General features: G+C 72.3%; 9 protein-coding genes. 4 read left to right on the plus strand and 5 right to left on the minus strand.

Features of this window, described 5'->3' with window-relative positions:
• Positions 1-454: 454 nt before the first annotated feature.
• A complete protein-coding gene (locus ACFQ6S_RS20235) occupies positions 455-1,000 on the minus strand; it encodes a MarR family winged helix-turn-helix transcriptional regulator (protein ID WP_383411334.1) in 546 nt (181 codons plus the stop codon).
• Between the two features lie 134 nt (positions 1,001-1,134).
• On the opposite strand from ACFQ6S_RS20235, the gene ACFQ6S_RS20240 reads away from it, so the two are divergent.
• Positions 1,135-2,403 carry an MFS transporter gene (locus tag ACFQ6S_RS20240; protein ID WP_383412944.1) on the plus strand — a complete coding sequence of 423 codons (1,269 nt, stop codon included), beginning with the start codon at positions 1,135-1,137 and terminating at the stop codon, positions 2,401-2,403.
• Positions 2,404-2,638: 235 nt separating this feature from the next.
• Here ACFQ6S_RS20240 and ACFQ6S_RS20245 read toward each other — a convergent pair whose 3' ends face one another.
• Both ACFQ6S_RS20245 and ACFQ6S_RS20250 read right to left on the minus strand, forming a co-directional pair.
• Positions 2,639-4,297, minus strand: coding sequence for a SpoIIE family protein phosphatase (locus ACFQ6S_RS20245; RefSeq protein WP_383411337.1), 1,659 nt, complete (start codon positions 4,295-4,297; stop codon positions 2,639-2,641).
• Between the two features lie 248 nt (positions 4,298-4,545).
• On the minus strand, positions 4,546-5,925 hold the full coding sequence (locus ACFQ6S_RS20250) for an NAD(P)/FAD-dependent oxidoreductase (RefSeq protein WP_383411340.1): 1,380 nt from the start codon (positions 5,923-5,925) through the stop codon (positions 4,546-4,548).
• A gap of 383 nt (positions 5,926-6,308) precedes the next feature.
• Between ACFQ6S_RS20250 and ACFQ6S_RS20255 the strand changes: the two genes are divergently transcribed.
• Positions 6,309-7,088: a TetR family transcriptional regulator gene (locus ACFQ6S_RS20255; protein ID WP_383411342.1), complete on the plus strand. Its 780-nt coding sequence runs from the start codon at positions 6,309-6,311 to the stop codon at positions 7,086-7,088.
• Positions 7,089-7,379: 291 nt separating this feature from the next.
• Entirely contained in the window at positions 7,380-9,377 is a 1,998-nt protein-coding gene (locus ACFQ6S_RS20260) for a sigma-70 family RNA polymerase sigma factor (RefSeq protein WP_383411345.1), read from the plus strand.
• On the opposite strand, the gene ACFQ6S_RS20265 is transcribed toward ACFQ6S_RS20260, so the two are convergent.
• Positions 9,364-12,738, minus strand: a complete 3,375-nt coding sequence (locus ACFQ6S_RS20265) for a BTAD domain-containing putative transcriptional regulator (protein WP_383411348.1) — start codon at positions 12,736-12,738, stop codon at positions 9,364-9,366. The two genes, ACFQ6S_RS20260 and ACFQ6S_RS20265, sit on opposite strands and share 14 nt — an antisense overlap.
• Positions 12,739-12,975: 237 nt before the next feature.
• Positions 12,976-15,069: an asparagine synthase-related protein gene (locus ACFQ6S_RS20270; RefSeq protein WP_383411351.1), complete on the minus strand. Its 2,094-nt coding sequence runs from the start codon at positions 15,067-15,069 to the stop codon at positions 12,976-12,978.
• A 759-nt stretch (positions 15,070-15,828) separates the two neighbouring features.
• Between ACFQ6S_RS20270 and ACFQ6S_RS20275 the strand changes: the two genes are divergently transcribed.
• Positions 15,829-17,253, plus strand: a complete 1,425-nt coding sequence (locus ACFQ6S_RS20275; protein ID WP_383411354.1) for an MFS transporter — start codon at positions 15,829-15,831, stop codon at positions 17,251-17,253.
• The last annotated feature ends 54 nt before the right edge of the window (positions 17,254-17,307 follow it).

Raw genomic sequence — 17,307 nt, forward strand, 5'->3', positions numbered from 1 at the left:
CTCTCGGGCTTTCCTCCGGGCGCTTCCCTTCGGTCTTGCGTTTCCGACTCTATCAGACCGTTTCCCGATCCGATTTCCTCGGTGCTTTCCAGGTTTCCGCTCTCGCGTTTCCCTTTCCGGCGGTTCCGACTTTATCAGATCCTTTCGGGCCTGACCCCCAGTCAGCGGGGCTTGTCCTCCCGGCCGTTGGGCCGTTCCGACGTCTCAAACCTTAGCGGATCCTCTCGGCGATTCCCAATCGGGCCGCCGAGTCCCAATTCGAATTGAATTCGGGCATGCCGAAATCGACCCGGTCGGGAGATCGTGCTGGTGGTTTGGTTTGCCGCTCTCGCGGCGGGAGTTGCTGTCGCAGAACCGTTACGGCTCGGCGGCAACCCGGAGAACATTACGGATCCGGGAGGGGGCTGTCAAGCGCTCCCTGTCAAGATCTTTTCCCGAGGCGTCTGACCTCGCGTCAGTCCAGATCGCTCAGGCGTCCGCCGGCGTCCGGCTGGGCGTGTTCCACCCTACGGAGGAGGCGTGTGAGGACATCGCCGAGGGTGGCGCGCTCCGCCGGCGAGAGGTCCTGCAGCAGGTCTTCCTCGAAGACCGAGGCGAGGCGCATCGCCTCGAGCCACTTCTCGCGGCCCTCCGCGGTCAGCTCCACGATCACGCGCACGCGGTTGGACTCGTCGCGCTCCCGGGTCACCAGACCCTCGGTGACCATCCGGTCGATGCGGTGGGTCATCGCGGCCGGGGTGAGGCCGAGGCGCTTGGCCAGGTCGCTGGGGCCCAGACGGTACGGGGCACCGGAGAGGACGAGGGCCTTGAGGACCTCCCACTCGGCGTTGCTGATGCCGAGGGCGCCGGTCTGACGGCCGTAGGCGACGTTCATACGTCGGTTCAGGCGGGACAGCGCCGAGACGATCTTCTCGACCTGGGGGTCGAGGCCCTGGAACTCGCGCTGGTAGGCGGCGATCTGTTCCTCGAGCGTCGGTTCGCTGATGCCGGTGTCACCCATGGGCCGAGTATGGCACGGGCTCGCTTGGCGTTGAAGTCCTTCTATGTGTACTCTTTAGCTTCGAAGTTTAGCTTTGAAGTCTTCAAGTCTGCATATGAGGAGAGGTGAACGTGACCAGGGCGATGGGCGTAGCGATGCGCCGGATCCACGTGGGTAACGCACTCAGCGCGTTCGGGCTCGGTTTCACCGTCCCCTACCTGTACGTCTATGTGGCGCAGGTGCGGGGACTGGGTGCCATGACGGCGGGGCTAGTCCTCGCCGTCTTCGCCGTGGCCGCGCTGGTCGTGCTGCCGTTCGCCGGACGAGCCATCGTCCGGCGGGGCCCGCTGCCGGTGCTGCTAGCCGCCCTGGTCACCGCCGCGCTCGGGGCGCTGAGCCTCGGGCTCGCGGGGAGTGCGGCGGCCGTACTGCTGTCGGCGGCGGCGCTCGGGGCGGGGCAGGCCGTGATGCAGCCGGCGCTCGCCACGATGATCGTGGACTGCTCGACCACGGAGACGCGGTCGCGGGCGTTCGCGACGCAGTTCTTTCTGCAGAACCTGGGGCTCGGGGTCGGCGGGCTGATCGGCGGGCATCTCGTCGACACGTCGAGTGTCTCGTCGTTCACCCTGCTGTTCGCGATCGAGGCGGCGATGTTCCTGCTGCTCGTCGTGGTGATGTCGACGGTGCGGGTGCCGCATGCGCCGCGGGTGGACGGGGTGCCGGGAGAGCGGTCGGCGAAGGGGAGCTGGAAGCAGCTGCTCGGGAACCGGGCGATGGTGCAGCTGTGTGTGCTGGGCTTCGTGCTGTTCTTCGCCTGCTACGGGCAGTTCGAGTCGGGGCTCAGCGCGTACGGGGTCGAGGCGGCCGGGGTTTCCACGTCGGGGCTCGGGACCGCGTTGGCCGCCAACACCGCGATGATCGTGGTGGCGCAGTTCGCCGTGCTGAAGTTCGTGGAGCGGCGGAGGCGGTCTCGGGTGATCGCTGCCGTCGGGTTGATCTGGGCCGTGGCCTGGGTTGCGGCGGGGTATGCCGGGCTGGGGAACGGGAGCCAGGAGATGGCCACGGCGGCCTTCATCTCCACCTATGCGCTGTTCGGGCTGGGTGAGGCGATGTTGTCGCCGACCGTTGCTCCATTGGTGGCGGATCTGGCGCCCAGTGGGATGGCCGGGCAGTACAACTCCGCTTTCGCCCTGGTGAAGCAGTTGGCGTTGGCGGTCGGGCCGGCTGTGGGTGGGCCCATGGGGGCGTCGCTGCATGGGCCGTATGTCGTGACGTTTCTGCTGTTCTCGCTGGGGATCACGTATCTCGCGCTGCGGTTGGGGCGGCAGCTCAGTGCGGTGCAGGATCGGCCGTGGTTGGGGAAGAGTCGGGTGGTGGCGCAGGGGGCGGTCTCGACTGTGGGACAGCCTCAGGCGCACGCCTGAGTTTTCGCCCCCGCCGCCCCTACCCGTCCCATCCCCAGGGGCTTCGCCCCTTCGACCCCACCAGGGGGCTCCGCCCCCTGGACCCCCATCGGCCCTGACAGGGCCTCGTCCTCAAACGCCGGACAGGCTGAGAGTGCCGACCGGCACTGAGAGGTGGCCGGCGGGCGGGGGCCTCGCCCTCCCACGGGCAGACGGGCTGGATGGTGCCGGCCGGCGCTGAGAAGTGGGCGGGGGTTCAGCGGCTCGGTGGCTTTGGTAGGGCGAACTCGCACCACACCGCCTTTCCGCCGCCCGGGGTTCTGCGGGAGCCCCAGGCGGAGGCGATCGTGGCGACGATGGCGATGCCTCGGCCGGATTCGTCGGCCGGTTCGGCTCGGCGGCGGCGTGGGAGGTGGTCGTCGCCGTCGGTGACCTCGACGATCAGGCGGCGGTCGGTGCGGCGCAGGCGTAGGCGCATGGGCGGGGTGCCGTGCTGGAGGGAGTTGGCGACCAGCTCGCTGGTGGCCAGGACGCCCAGGTCGTGGAGCTCTGTGGGGAAGCGCCAGCTGGTCAGGACGCCGGAGGCGAAGGCACGCGCGCGGGGGGCTGCTTCCACGCCGCCCAGGAGTTCCAGGGCCGCGTTGCGGAAGAGGTCGCTGTCGTGGCCGGTGCGGGCCGGGTGCTGGAGGACGAGGACCGCCACGTCGTCGTCATGGTCCGCGGTGACTCCCGCGCTGCGGACCAGGCGGTCGCAGACGACCTGGGGGGTGCCGGTCGCGCCGGCCAGGGCGCGTTCGAGGGAGGCGATTCCCTCGTCGAGGTCCTCGTCCCGGCGTTCCACCAGGCCGTCGGTGTACAGGACCGCCGTGGAGCCCGGGCTCAGGGCGATCGAGCCGGACGCGTGCATCCAGCCGCCGGTGCCGAGGGGCGGCCCGGTGGGTTCGTCGGCGCGTTGCACGTCCCCGTTCTCGTCCCGGACCAGGATCGGGAGGTGCCCGGCGGAGGCGTAAACCAGGCGCCCCTCGTTCGGGTCGTGGACGGCGTAGACACAGGTCGCGATCTGGTTGGCGTCGATCTCGGTCGCCAGGCCGTCCAGGAGTTGGAGGACCTCGTGCGGGGGGAGGTCCAGGCGGGCGTACGCCCTCACGGCCGTACGGAGTTGGCCCATGACCGCGGCTGCTCGTACGCCTCTGCCCATCACGTCGCCGATCACCAGTGCCGTGCGGCCGCCGCCCAGGGTGATCACGTCGTACCAGTCGCCGCCGACCGCGGCCTCGGTGCCGCCGGGGTGGTAGGTGGCGGCGATGCGCAGGTCGTCCGGTTCCTCGAGCTCCTGGGGGAGGAGGGAGCGCTGGAGGGTGACGGCCGTTTCGCGTTGGCGGCGTTCGCTGGCGCGCAGGCGTTCGGCCGCTTCCGCGTGGTCGGTGACGTCGGTGGCGAAGACGAGGACGCCGCCGTCGCCCTCGGTCACGGGGGTGCAGGTGAAGGTGTAGGAGCGGCCGTCGGGGGCCTTGCGGGACTTGAGGGTGCGGGGCTTGCCGCTGCGCAGGACCTGGTCCAGGAGGGGGAGCAGGCCCAGTTCGGCCAGTTCGGGGAGGGCCTCGCGGGCGGGTTCGCCCGGGGGGCGTGCGCCGAAGGCGGTCGCGTAGGCGTCGTTGACGTAGGCGAGGCGGTGGTCGGTGCCGTGGACGAGGGCGACCAGCGCCGGGACCCGGTCGAGGACCTCGCGGACCGGCAACTCGTCCACGGCGGGGATCGGTGCCGCTTCGTCGGTGAGTTGTTCGACGCGGGCCGCGGGGACGGGGCTCGTGCTCTCTCCCCGGCGGTCCTGGGCGGCCGCCGCCGCGGTTTCGGTCCGCGCTGCGGCGCGGCGCTGCGTTCCGGGGAGCCGGGCGCTCCAGCGCGTGAAGTTCACGAATCCTTGCCTCGTGTCGTCGTCTTCGGCCAGCTCCGGACCCGGCCGGAGATCTGAGGGGCGGCGGCACCCCGGGGTTGCGGAAGTGTGGGGAGAGCCTCGTGGGGTGGAAGGGCGGGCGGGTGCCCGTCCAGGTTCGTCCAAGGGTCGTCCAGGGTCGGGATCGGTTCGGGATCAGTCTGGCAGTGCGGCCGTCCTGGCCGACACCCGTCAGACGCCTGCCCTGTCGATGGAGTTCCTGGGTCCGGTCAGGACGACCCCTTCGTGTCGTCTCCCGGGTTGGAGTGATGCTTTCCACCGGCCGCGAGTTCGAACTCCGCTCGGGGATGTTCGAGTGAGCCGAGGGAGACGACCTCCCTCTTGAACAGCCCCGACAGTGTCCATTCGGCCAGGACACGGGCCTTGCGGTTGAAGGTCGGCACCCTGCTGAGGTGGTACACGCGGTGCATGAACCAGGCAGGGTAGCCCTTCAGCTTGCGGCCGTAGACCTGGGCGACGCCCTTGTGGAAGCCGAGGGAGGCGACCGAGCCCGCGTACTTGTGGGCGTACGTCTCCAGGGGCTCGCCGCGCAGCGCGTGGGCGATGTTGTCGCCGAGCACCTTCGCCTGACGGAGGGCGTGCTGGGCGTTGGGGGCGCACTCCGCGCCGGATGCGCCCGCGGTGACGTCGGGGACGGCGGCGGCGTCTCCCGCGGCCCACGCGTGCGTGGCGCCGTCGATCGTCAGCTCAGGGGTGCACTTCAGCCTGCCGCGCGCATTAAGAGGCAGGTCGGTGGCGGCGAGGATGGGGTGAGGCTTGACGCCGGCCGTCCAGACGACCGTGCGGGTCGGGAAGCGGGCGCCGTCGTCGAGGACGGCGACGCGGTCCGCGCAGGACTCCAGGCGGGTGTGCAGACGTACGTCGATGTTGCGGCGGCGCAGTTCGGTGACGGTGTAGCGGCCCATGTCCTCGCCGACCTCGGGCAGGATGCGGTCGGAGGCCTCGACCAGGATCCACTTCATGTCCTCGGGCCGGACGTTGTGGTAGTAGCGCGTGGCGTACCGGGCCATGTCCTCGAGCTCGCCGAGCGCCTCCACGCCCGCGTACCCGCCTCCCACGAAGACGAAGGTGAGGGCCGCGTCGCGGATCGCGGGGTCACGGGTGGAGGAGGCGATGTCCATCTGCTCGATGACGTGGTTGCGCAGGCCGATGGCCTCCTCGACGGTCTTGAAGCCGATGCCGTGCTCGGCCAGGCCGGGGACGGGGAGGGTGCGCGAGATGGAGCCGGGGGCGAGGACGAGTTCGTCGTACGACAGCTTCTCGGTGCCGGTGCCCTCCTCCTCCGTGGCGAGGGTGGCCAGCGTCGCGGTGCGCCCGGCGTGGTCGATGGCGGTGGCCTCGCCGATGATGACCCGGCAGCGGGGCAGGACGCGGCGCAGCGGGACGACCACATGGCGCGGGGAGATGGAGCCGGCCGCCGCTTCGGGGAGGAACGGCTGATACGTCATGTACGGGTCGGGAGTGACGACGGTGATCTCGGCCTCGCCCCGTTCGAGTTCCGGTTTCAGCCTCCGCTGCAGACGCAGGGCCGTGTACATCCCGACGTAGCCGCCGCCGACAACGAGAATGCGCGCACGTTCCTTCACCATCCCATGACGCACCCGACGCTTGCGTTTGTCCACAGGCTCGACAATTTGTGTGACCGGAAGCCGACGACGCCGCGATTTGGCCGAATTGCCGGAGTGCGCGGAAACTTCGCAGGTCAAAGGGTGTGCGCCGGCGGCTGACGGGTGGCGCAATCCGGACGTAAACGACCCGTACTCCGATCGAGGGGCGCTCCGTGCGGAACCTGCCCCTTCTGAATTGACCCTCGCTCAACTATGTTCGTGTGTCGACGGGGTGTAGGGGGATGCGCTCTTCGGGTCCGCGAGTCGCACAGAACGGGCTCGTGGTCCGGGCATGTTCCGCGACGCTCCGGCTTTGCAATGACGGGGAGTCTCCGGGGGGAGACGTCATTACCGGGGGATCGCTTATGCATGTTCAGGATTCTCGATGGTCTTCCGCGTCCGCCATCGCACCGGGCGGCGGCACGGTGGGCGGCACGATGAGCGCGGCTGCGAGCAACGGACGCGGGGACAGCTCGCGTGCGACGCCGCTGCGCGTGGACGCACAGCGCAATCTGGAGCACGTACTGCGCGCGGCGCGCGAGGTCTTCGGCGAGCTGGGGTACGGCGCGCCGATGGAGGACGTGGCGCGGCGTGCGCGGGTCGGCGTCGGCACGGTGTACCGGCGCTTCCCGAGCAAGGACGTCCTGGTGCGGCGGATAGCCGAGGAGGAGACGTCCCGGCTGACCGACCAGGCGCGTGCCGCGCTCGGCCAGGAGGACGAGCCGTGGTCGGCGCTGTCGCGCTTCCTGCGCACATCGGTGGCCTCGGGCGCGGGCCGGCTGCTGCCGCCGCAGGTGCTGCGGGTCGGGGTCGCCGAGGACGGCGCCGGGCTCGACGAGGCGCGGGTGCCGCAGCAGCGGATGCAGCCGGGCGTGGGTGAACTGCGGTTGGTGCCCGAGCACGCGCCGGTGGCCGCGGCCGACCCGGTGGACGAAGCGGCGGCGGCGCTGCTCGACGTGGTGGGTCAGCTCGTGGAGCGGGCGCGCGCGGCGGGTGAGCTGCGGGCCGACGTCTCGGTGTCGGACGTACTGCTGGTGATCGCGACGGCGGCGCCCTCGCTGCCGGACGCGGCGCAGCAGGCGGCGGCCTCGGCACGGTTGCTGGACATCCTGCTGGAGGGGCTGCGGTCGCGGCCTCAGGCGTGAGTCGACGGTGACGCCAGCGTGGTGACGTACGGGTGACCGGGAGGCGGGGTGCTGCGCCGCCCTCGCCTCGAACACCGTCGCGGAACATGCCCGGCATTCCGGGCCTGGCACCGAACTCCCGCCCCGCGGGGGCTGATTGAGCCTTCCCGCGCGGGCGGGGGCCAGTACTGAGTCGCGGGAAGTCCCCACGGACGAGTGGATGTCCTTACGCGTGGGTCCTGACCAAAAGCCAATGTGGCACCCTGACCCGGTGTCCAGGACTGGTGGAGCCGGCGGCGGGGGCTTTCCGCGATGAGCGTTGACGGGTGGGACGAGTCACGCGGTGACGGTGACGCGGCGACTCCGCAGGTACCGAGTCAGGGCGGACGCGCCGACCTGCCACCGGGCGCCGACCCGTTGGAGACCCGACCTCAGGGCCGCGCTCCGGGCGGCGCCGAGGGCAGCGTCCCGGCACAGCGCGACCGGCGCGAAGACGGCGTACTGCCGCCCCCGCGCGAGCTGCCGCCGTCCGACATCGACCTGATCAGCCGGATGCGCTCCGGCGACGACAGCGCCTACGAGGAGCTGTACCGGCGCCACGCGCAGGCGGTGCGCCGGTACGCGCGCACCTGCTGCCGTGACGCCCACACCGCGGACGACCTCACCGCCGAGGTCTTCGCCCGCATGCTCCAGGCCGTACGCGGCGGTTCCGGTCCCGAGCACGCCGTACGCGCCTATCTGCTCACCTCGATCCGGCGGGCCGCCGCGGACTGGACGAAGTCGGCGCGGCGGGAGCAACTGGTCGACGACTTCGCGGTGTTCGCCGCGCAGTCCACGCGGGTGTCCGAGGTGTCCGACGACGACACTCTCGACCTCGGCGCGGATGTGCGGGCGATGCACGAGGCCGAGCAGTCCATGGCCATGCAGGCCTTCCGGTCACTGCCGGAGCGCTGGCAGGCCGTGCTGTGGCACACCGAGGTCGAGGACGAGTCGCCGAGCGAGGTCGCCACGCTCTTCGGGCTGGACGCCAACGGCACGCGCGTGCTCGCCAGCCGCGCCCGCGAGGGCCTCAAGCAGGCCTACCTCCAGGCCCATGTCAGCGCCAGCCTGGCCAGCGACGAGGCGTGCGCCCGCTACGCCGACCGGCTCGGCGCCTACGCCCGCGGCAGCCTGCGCACCCGCGCCGAACGGGGCCTGCGCAAGCACCTGGACGAGTGCGCCAAGTGCCGGCTGGCCGCGGGCCAGATCAAGGAAGTCGCCGGCGGTATCCCCGGCGTCGTGCCGGTCGCGGTCATCGGCTGGTTCGGTGCCGCCGGGTACGCCAAGGCGGCCGGGCTCATCGCCGGCGGTGCCGGGGCGGGTGCGGCCGGTGCCGCCGGGGCGGCCGTGGCGGCGGGCGGAGGTTCGTCGGGTGGTACCGCAGGTGGGGCCGCGGCGGCGGGCGGTAGTTCGTCCGGCGGGGCGGGCGCCGGAGGCGGGGCGGCGGCCTCCGAGGGGCTGGGTGCGCCTCTGAAGGCCGGTGTCGCGGCCGGTGTGGTCGCCGTGGGCGTCGCGGCGGCGATCGTGCTCGCGCTGGCCGGCAACGACCAGCCGGCTGCCCCGAGGACGGACGCCAAGCAGCCCCCCGTGCCCTCCCCCATCGTCGAGGAGACACCGACACCGCGGCCGCCGGAGAAGGAGCCGACGCAGCAGCCAACGGCGCCCGTCCCGGCCGTGGAGCCCGAGTCGCCCCTGACTCCGACCCCTACGCCCACCCCCACCCCCACGCGCACGCCCAGCCCGAAGCCCACCCCCACCCCCACCCCCACGCCTTCACCGAAGCCGACTCCCGCCCCGACACCGACACCCACACCCACGCCGCCCCCGCCGCCCGCCCCGGCCGACTACCAGTGGAGCGAACTGTCGTACGACCTCAACGGCGACGGCGCCGAGCCCGAGATGCGGCTGTATCAGAGCAGCTGGGTGTGGCAGCGCGACGATGTGGCGATCGCCGGCCGGCAGTACGCACACGGCGTCACCGTGCACGGCCGGTCCTCCGTCACCATCGACCTCAACCGCGAGTGCTCCGCCTATCGCGCGCTGGTCGGCGTCGACGACTCGAACCTGGGTCTCGGCCGCTTCTCCTTCTCGGTCTATGCCGACGGCGTCCGGCTGTGGCGGTCCGCCGTCGTCAAGGCCGGGGACGCGGCGGTGCCCGTCCAGGTGAATCTCACCGGGCGCGAGACCGTCAGGCTGGTGGTCGAGCCGCGTGGCACCCTCGACAACCTGCTGCTGGCGGACTGGGCGGAGTCGAAGTTCAGCTGCCGGTAGGGCCGTTCGGCCCGTCTCCTGGAAGGCCGCGGACGGCCTCGGCGAGGTCGCGCACCACGTCCTCGTGGGTGAGGGCGCTGCCGCCGGTGTACGCGGCCGTGAACCGCTCGGCACCCAGGGCCGTACGGGCTTCGGACTCGGCCCGCTCGGCGTGGGCGCGCTCCGGCAACCGGCGCGGATGGCCACGGCGCCAGTGCTCCGAGGCGGCGAGCAGACGGGCCGCGCGCGCATGGTCGCCGAGCCGGGTCAGCAGATCCGCCGCGGCGTCCGTGAGGGTCGCCGTGATCACTTCGGCGCACCGGTTCTCCACGGCCATGCGCAAGGTGTCGGCCAGGAGGGGCAGTCCATGCTCCGGGCTCGACTCGACCGTCACGACCAGGGCCTCCACCGTGTGCAGCATCACGATGAACTGGGGCGGCACCGTGGCCCGCTCGATCTCCGCGCGGACCGCTTCACACAGCTCACGCGCGCGTGCGGTGTCCTTGTCGTCCAGCGCCAGCTGCGCCCGCATCAGCAGCACGAACGCCCGTGAGTCCGCCACGCCGTACCGGTCGGCCGCGGCACCCGCCTCGTCCAGCGCGGTCAGGGCGGCTTCGCGGTCGCCCGAGCGGTAGGCGATCTCGGCGAGGCGGGCGACGAGGAAGGGTGTCTCGGCGTACGCGCCCACCTCGTGGGCGAGGCGCAGCGCCTCCTCGTACTCCCCCTCGGCCTCCTCATAGCGCCCCCGCGACATGGCCGCCTCGCCGGCCGCGCTGCACACCTGGGCCCGCATCCAGCGGTCGCCGACCCGGCGGCTGAGGATCCGCAGCTCCGCGAGGTCGTCGTCCACGCCCGTCAGGTCGCCCGGTGCGTCGACGAGCATGTGCGTGCGGAACATCAGGATGCAGCCGACCTCCCAGTCGCCTCCGTACGCACGGCAGTTGGTCAGCACGGCGTCCATGACGGTCGCGGTGTCCGCAGTGTCACCGAGGATGTAGTCGGTCAGCGGCCAGACCAGGCCGGGCATGCGGGCCGCTTCGGGGCCGCCGTGCGCGAAGTGGGCCCGCACCCGGTCGATGTACCGCCCCCATCGCTCGTCCTGCCAGTGCTCCACCGGTTCGAATTCGATGGCGAGGAAGAGGTGCTGCATACGAAGGCCCATCCGGACCGCGTGCCGCGGGTGCCGGGCCTGCTCCTCCGGGGCGGCGAGGAAGGCGTCCACCGGGTCGGCGGCGGGCGGGGCACCGGGGCCGGTGGCATCCAGGGCGGCGCACAGGCGCAGCACGCGCTCGATCCAGGCCGCGCCCTCGACCCGGTAGTTGCGCAGCCACCAGAACCAGCCCATGGCCAGGGAGATGGCCGTGGCCTCCGCTTCGTCGCCCTCGGTCAGGGCGCGGTCGAGGCCCGTGCGGATGTTGTCCAGCTCGGTCTCCAGGCGGGAGATCCACGGGAGTTGACCGGCGGAACGCAGCAGCGGGTCGGCCTCCTCCACGAGAGCGCGCACCCATGCGCGGTGCCGGCGCTCGGCCGTGAGCCGCCGCTCGGGGACCTCGGCGGCGCGCTCCACGGCGTACTCGTGGATGGTCTCCAGCATCCGGTAGCGCATGCCGTCGGTGCCCGCGGTGCCGTCCCGGTCGTACGGGGTGGCCACGATCAGGGACTTGTCGACGAGCGCGCCGAGGATGTCGGCGATCGGACCGGTGCACACGGCCTCCGCCGCCGTGAGGTCCCAGCCGCCGGCGAAGACGGACACCTCGCACAGCACCGTCCGCTCCCGCTCGTCGAGCAGCTCCCAGGACCAGTCGACGACGGCGCGCAGGGTCTGCTGGCGGGGCAGGACCGTACGGCTTCCGGAGGTGAGGAGGCGGAAGCGGTCGTCGAGGCGGTCGGCGATCTGCCGGGGGGTGAGCAGGCGCAGCCGGGCCGCCGCCAGCTCGATGGCCAGCGGCAGTCCGTCGAGACGGCGGCAGATCTCCTCGACGGCCTCCTGGTCGCGGCCGTCGCGCAGTACGGCGGCGGCGTCGGGGCGGACGGCCGCCGCGCGGTCCGTGAAGAGGCGGTGCGCCTGGTCGGGGACCAGGGGCTCGACCGGGCGAACCGACTCACCGGGGACGCCCAGGGGTTCACGGCTGGTGGCGAGGATCGTGAGGCCCGGGCAGTGGGTGAGGAGGGTCTCGGCGAGGGTGGCGGTGGCGCCGATGACATGTTCGCAGTTGTCAAGGATCAGGAGTTGGCTGCGCCGGGCGCAGTACTCGATCAGCAGGGCGAGCGGGTCGTCCTGCGGGGTCGTCAGCTCGTTGGTCATGAGCACGGTCTCGCGCAGACCGAGCGCGCTGACCACCGCGCCTGGCACCGCCTCCGGCCGGTCGAGCGGGGCGAGCTCGACGAGCCATGCCTGGGGGAGGCCGGCGGCGGCTTCCTCGGCGAGGCGGGTCTTTCCAGAGCCGCCCGGTCCGGTGAGTGTGACCAGTCGGGCCCTGTGCAATTCGGAACGGATGGCGTCGAGTTCGAGTTCCCGGCCCACGAAAGAGGTAAGGCGGGGACGGAGGTTGCCGGTGCGTTCGGGATACGGGGGCGGCGGGCTGGGCTCGGGCTGCGGATGCGCGTCGGAGGTGGGCCGCCTCGTCCTGCCCGGGGCGTTCTCCGTGTTGTGCTCGGATGTCGCCGGTTTCAGCAGTTCCGTGTGCAGGGCACGGAGTTCCGGGCCCGGGTCGGTGCCCAGACCGTCGGCCAGGGCACGGCGGGCCGTCTCGTACGCGGCCAGGGCGTCGGCGGGTCGGGCCGTGTCACGCAGGGCTCGGATGAGGAGGGCGTGCAGCGGTTCGTCGTACGGGTGCGCTGCGGATAGTTCCTTGAGTTCGGGTACGGCGTGCTGGGCGCGGCCGAGCCGTAGGTACGCCTCGATGCGGGCTCGGGTTGCCTCCAGGCGCAGGGCCTCCGGGCGGGTGGCGGGGGCGGTGCGGTCGGGGAGGTCGGTCAGGGCCGGGCCGCGCCACAGGGCGAGGGCGGTGGTGAGGGTCCGGGCGGCGACGGACGGGTCGTCGCGGTCGAGGGCTGAGGTGCCCTCGTGGACGAGGCGTTCGAAGACGAAGAGGTCCACGTCGTCCCTTGTCGCCGTGAGCCGGTAGCCGCCGGGGGCGGAGGTGACGGTGTCCTTGCCGAGGGTGCGGCGCAGGCGGGCGATCAGGGCCTGGAGGGCGGCGGGGGCGTCCTGGGGCGGGTCGTCGGCCCAGACCTCGTCGATCAGGGTGTGGGGGGTGGTGAGGTGGCCGGGGCGTAGGGCGAGGGCGGTGAGCAGGGCGCGTAGGCGGGGGCCGCCGACGGGTATGACGGTGCCCTGGTCGTCCTCTGCCTGGGTGACGCCCAGGATTCTGTACCGCACCGGGTCATTGTCGCGGGGGTGCGTGGTGGGGGCGCGGGTTTTGTCGGCGTGGGGCGGTGTGGGTGCGGTGGTCGCTGGGTGCGCGCCTGAAGGTTCTCGCCCCCGCCGCCCCTACCCGTCCCATCCTGAAGGGGCTCCGCCCCTTCCACCCCGCCAAGGGGCTCCGCCGCCTGGACCCCCGTCGGCCCCGAAAGGTCCTCGTCCTCAAACGCCGGACGGGCTGACAGAGGCCGACGGCTAGGGACGCGGCACCCCCGCCCCCGCTCCCAACGCCCCCCGCTGCGGCTTGATCCCCGCCGGTACCGCTCGCTGCCGCGCGGGCGTTCCCGTCCAGCAAGTGCCTCGGCGGGCCAGGAGGCGGACCAGCCAGAGTTCCAGGGAGACCAGGTCTGCCAGGCCGTCCAGGGGGAGCGGCTCGCCCTCCGAGGCCGCGCGGAGGGCCTTGCGGACCACTCGGGCCTCGACCAGGCCCGCCTGGGCGAGGAGGGGGGTGCCGAACAGGGCCATCAGGGAGTCCGTGGCCACCCTCATGCCCGTTCGTGCGGCGACCGCGGCCGACGCGTGGGAAGGGGCGCCCCAGCCGGGCGGGAGGTCGGCCACTCCGGCGCCCTCCAGGACCGTACGGAGGATCGCGGCGCGGGCGCCGGGCTGGACGCGCAGGGCCTCCGGGAGGGCTCGGCAGGCGCGGACGACCTGGTTGTCGAGGAAGGGGGTGTGCAGGCGTTGGGAGCGGATCTCGGCGGCTTGCTCCAGGATGCGGATGTCCGCTGCGTGGCGGGCGAGGGCCGCACGCGCGCGGTAGTCGCCGGGGCGTTGGCCCGGTCCCACTCCGTTGCGGTTCGTCGCCGTCTGAAGGCGAACCGATACTTCAGCCAGCGCCTCCCCCGTCAGCCATCGTGCCGCCGGGCCCGGTCTGGCCCAGGTGAGCGCCGCGAGCGACGCCCCCACGGCACCTCCGGGTTCGTCGAAGCGACGGTCCATCAGGCGGGCGGCCAGGGACTCCAGGCCGGTGCGGTACGGGGTGCGGGCCAGCTTGCGTGCCGCGCCGTACACGCGCGCGGGGACCAGCACCGAGCCGTCCGCCTTCGCCAGGGCCGCGACCGGGCGGACCAGATGGCGCCGTTTGCGGTCCATCAGGAGGTCCGCGAGGCGGGCCGGGTGGGCATCCAGGACCTGCCGGGCGCCGTAGCCCGTGAAGTGGTCCGCGCTGCCGGATGCCAGACGCGCGCGGTGCCTCGCCGCCGTCACCAGGCTCGGGGCCGGCTCGTCCGTCAGGGGGCCGTCCAAGTCGGCGTACGGCAGTGTCTCCTCACCGCCTGCCACCACCACGTGGTGGAGGCGCGGGTTGGCCGCCAGGGCGCCGGCGCGTTCCAGCTCGGCCTCGCGGCCGCCTACCGCCAGGTCGTTGAAGGTGACCGCCAGGAGGCGTTCCCCCGCGCCGGTGCCGTGCCCCAGCACCGTGCCCGGCATGCCGGGCAGGCCCGCGGCGAGGAGGGCCAGGGTGGCCGACGCGGGCCCCCCGGACAGATCCGCGCCGATGCCCGGAACCGGCATCCCGCGCGCGGCACGCCGCTCGGCCGGTCCCATCCCCGGCACCGGGCCGGGGTCGATGTCGGGAACGTGGCGGGGCGCGGACAGACGCGCGCGCACCGCCTCCACCAGGGCGTCGCGCACCGCGTCCACCGCGCTGTCCGGATCGGCGGTCGGCGCCGCCACCGCCAGCGAGGCGACCGGCTCGTACCCGGCGATCTCACGCGCCCCGGCGCGCAGGATCAGCGCATGCCCCGGCGGAATGCGTCGTACGCCGTCGTACGGGGTGGAGTCGTGCAGGGCCGCCGGTACGTCGGGGGCGGCCAGCAGCGCGGCGAGGTGCCCGAAGTCGAGGTTGGCCTCGATGAGGTCGGCGAGGGGAAGCGCGGCGGTCGCATACGCCGTACCGCCCGCCCAAGGGGTGTAGAACACCGGCCGTGCGCCGGCCAGATCGCCGCACACGGTGACCCTGCGGCCTACCTGGACGACGGCCGTGTAGCTGCCGGACCAGGCCGTCAGATGCCGAAGTGCCCCTCCGCGCGCGGCGAACAGACCGAGACGCAGCTGTTCGTCGCTCGCCCCGCAGGTGCCCAGGACCGCGATCCGGTTCTGCGCGTCGGCCTTCACCACGCGCACCTCGTCGGGGCGCCAGTCGCCGACCGCCCACAGCGGATCGGGGTCGCCCCACAGGAGTTGGGATCCCACCGGGTGCACGGTTTCGCCGTCGCTTCCGGTGGCCCCCGCGGAGCCGATTTGGGCGGCAACCGCGGTGGTGCTGCTCCATCCCACCAACCACCGCATGGACGCCTCCACAGGCTGTGGACAACCAGTGCACCGTACGAACCGGTTCACCATGCTGCCATGAAGGAGGCGCACCGGAGCGGCGGCGGAGCCGCTCGAGCTCGGGCAATCACGCCCGTGCGGGCGCCCGCACGCCGCGGCGGACGCGCACCGAACACCCGGACGGGGCAAGGAGATCCACCGCGCGGAGCGAAAAGATCCGGGCACCCAGGTCAGGGCGACGACAGGGCATGTGCGGCGCGAATGCGCCCCCGAAACGCTCCCCAAAAACGCCGTTCGCGCCCTCAAGTCCCATGGTAGGAGCGGCAATCACCCGCGACGCACGGGATCGATTTTCGGCCAAATCGGCGTCGCATGGACAGGCTCACGCACGCTCCGTACAAGCCCTCCGCACTACTCGCCGTGCTCGCCGCGTGCGCAGTCCGGGGAACGGAGTGCGCCCCCCGGACCGTTCCGCCGCCCGCGGGGATGTAGGCGGCGGAATCCCCCAGCCCACTGGATCCAGTACAGCGGGCCGACCCACGCAGAAGCCATGGAACCGCTCCCCCGGTGGCCGGAGAAGAGCGCACGGACGGGCGCACAGCCACACAGCGGGAGCACATCACAACTGTGCGTAGGGGGTGCGCACTTGAGTACGGACCACAATCCCGCCATCCGGAACAATGCCCCTTAACGCTTGGGATGCGGCGAACTACGCTGGGTTTACGAATGCCGCGTGGTTATGCCAGCGCGGCAGCCGTCTGTGTCGAGGGGTGGCGCATGTCCAGGGAGCAACGCGGGCCGAACGAAAAACTCGGCGCCGTTCTCGCCCTCGCGGGAATCAGCAACGCAGGACTCGCTCGACGCGTCAACGACCTTGGCGCTCAGCGGGGCCTGACTCTTCGCTACGACAAGACATCGGTGGCGCGCTGGGTGTCGAAGGGCATGGTGCCGCAGGGTGCCGCACCGCACCTCATCGCCGCCGCGATCGGCCAGAAGCTGGGCCGCCCGGTGCCGCTCCACGAGATCGGCCTGGCGGACGCGGACCCCGCACCCGAAGTGGGCCTCGCCTTCCCCCGGGACGTCGGACAAGCGGTGAGGTCGGCGACCGAGTTGTACCGCCTCGACCTCGCCGGACGCCGCGCCGGCTCCGGCGGCATCTGGCAGTCGCTGGCCGGTTCGTTCGCAGTAAGCGCATACGCAACGCCTGCCTCACGGTGGCTGATAACCCCGGCCGACAGTTCGGTGGCGCGCGAGGTGAACTCCGCGGAGGACTCCGGCGCACCGCTCAAAGTCGGCCACAGCGATGTGCAGAAGCTGCGGGAGGCCGCCGAGGACGCCAGGCGCTGGGACTCCAAGTACGGAGGCGGTGACTGGCGTTCGTCCATGGTGCCCGAGTGCTTACGAGTGGAGGCGGCACCGCTGCTGCTCGGCTCGTACTCCGACGAGGTGGGCCGGGCGCTGTTCGGGGCGAGCGCCGAACTCACCCGGCTCGCCGGGTGGATGGCCTTCGACACCGGGCAGCAGGAGGCCGCGCAGCGGTACTACATCCAGGCGCTGCGGCTCGCGCGCGCGGCGGCCGACGTACCGCTGGGCGGATACGTCCTGGCGTCGATGTCGCTCCAGGCGACCTACCGGGGCTTCGGCGACGAGGGCGTCGACCTCGCGCAGGCCGCGCTGGAACGCAACCGTGGCCTCGCCACGGCCCGCACCATGAGCTTCTTCCGCCTGGTCGAGGCACGCGCACACGCGCGCGCCAGTGACGCGCAGGCCGCCGGCGCGGCCCTGAAGGCGTCGGAGGGCTGGCTGGAGCGGTCCAGGGAGGGCGACAACGACCCGTCCTGGCTCGGCTTCTACTCCTACGATCGCTTCGCCGCCGACGCCGCGGAGTGCTACCGGGATCTCAAGGCGCCGCGCCAGGTACGGCGGTTCACGGAGCAGGCCCTGTCGAAGCCGACGGAGGAGTTCGTGCGCTCGCACGGGCTGCGGCTCGTCGTCTCGGCGGTCGCCGAACTGGAGTCGGGCAACCTCGACGCCGCATGCGAGCAGGGCGTGCGAGCGGTGGAGGTCGCGGGGCGGATATCGTCCGCGCGCACCACGGAGTACGTGAAGGACCTGCTGCACCGCCTGGAGCCGTACGGCGACGAGCCCCGGGTGGTCGAACTGCGGGAGAGGGCGCGGCCGCTGCTCATGGCACCGGCCTGAGCGTGCCCTCCCCCGCGCGCGCGGTGTGCGGCGGCTCGGCGGACCCGAGCCGCC

Origin of the sequence: Streptomyces sp. NPDC056479, from assembly GCF_042795335.1 — a bacterium.
Classification (GTDB): domain Bacteria; phylum Actinomycetota; class Actinomycetes; order Streptomycetales; family Streptomycetaceae; genus Streptomyces.

Coding starts and splice junctions, on each gene's coding strand:
- ACFQ6S_RS20235 (WP_383411334.1), bottom strand. CDS start 1,000: ATGGGTGACACCGGCATCAGCGAACCGACGCTCGAGGAACAGATCGCC.
- ACFQ6S_RS20240 (WP_383412944.1), top strand. CDS start 1,135: ATGCGCCGGATCCACGTGGGTAACGCACTCAGCGCGTTCGGGCTCGGT.
- ACFQ6S_RS20250 (WP_383411340.1), bottom strand. CDS start 5,925: ATGGTGAAGGAACGTGCGCGCATTCTCGTTGTCGGCGGCGGCTACGTC.
- ACFQ6S_RS20255 (WP_383411342.1), top strand. CDS start 6,309: ATGCATGTTCAGGATTCTCGATGGTCTTCCGCGTCCGCCATCGCACCG.
- ACFQ6S_RS20260 (WP_383411345.1), top strand. CDS start 7,380: ATGAGCGTTGACGGGTGGGACGAGTCACGCGGTGACGGTGACGCGGCG.
- ACFQ6S_RS20270 (WP_383411351.1), bottom strand. CDS start 15,069: ATGCGGTGGTTGGTGGGATGGAGCAGCACCACCGCGGTTGCCGCCCAA.
- ACFQ6S_RS20275 (WP_383411354.1), top strand. CDS start 15,829: ATGTCCAGGGAGCAACGCGGGCCGAACGAAAAACTCGGCGCCGTTCTC.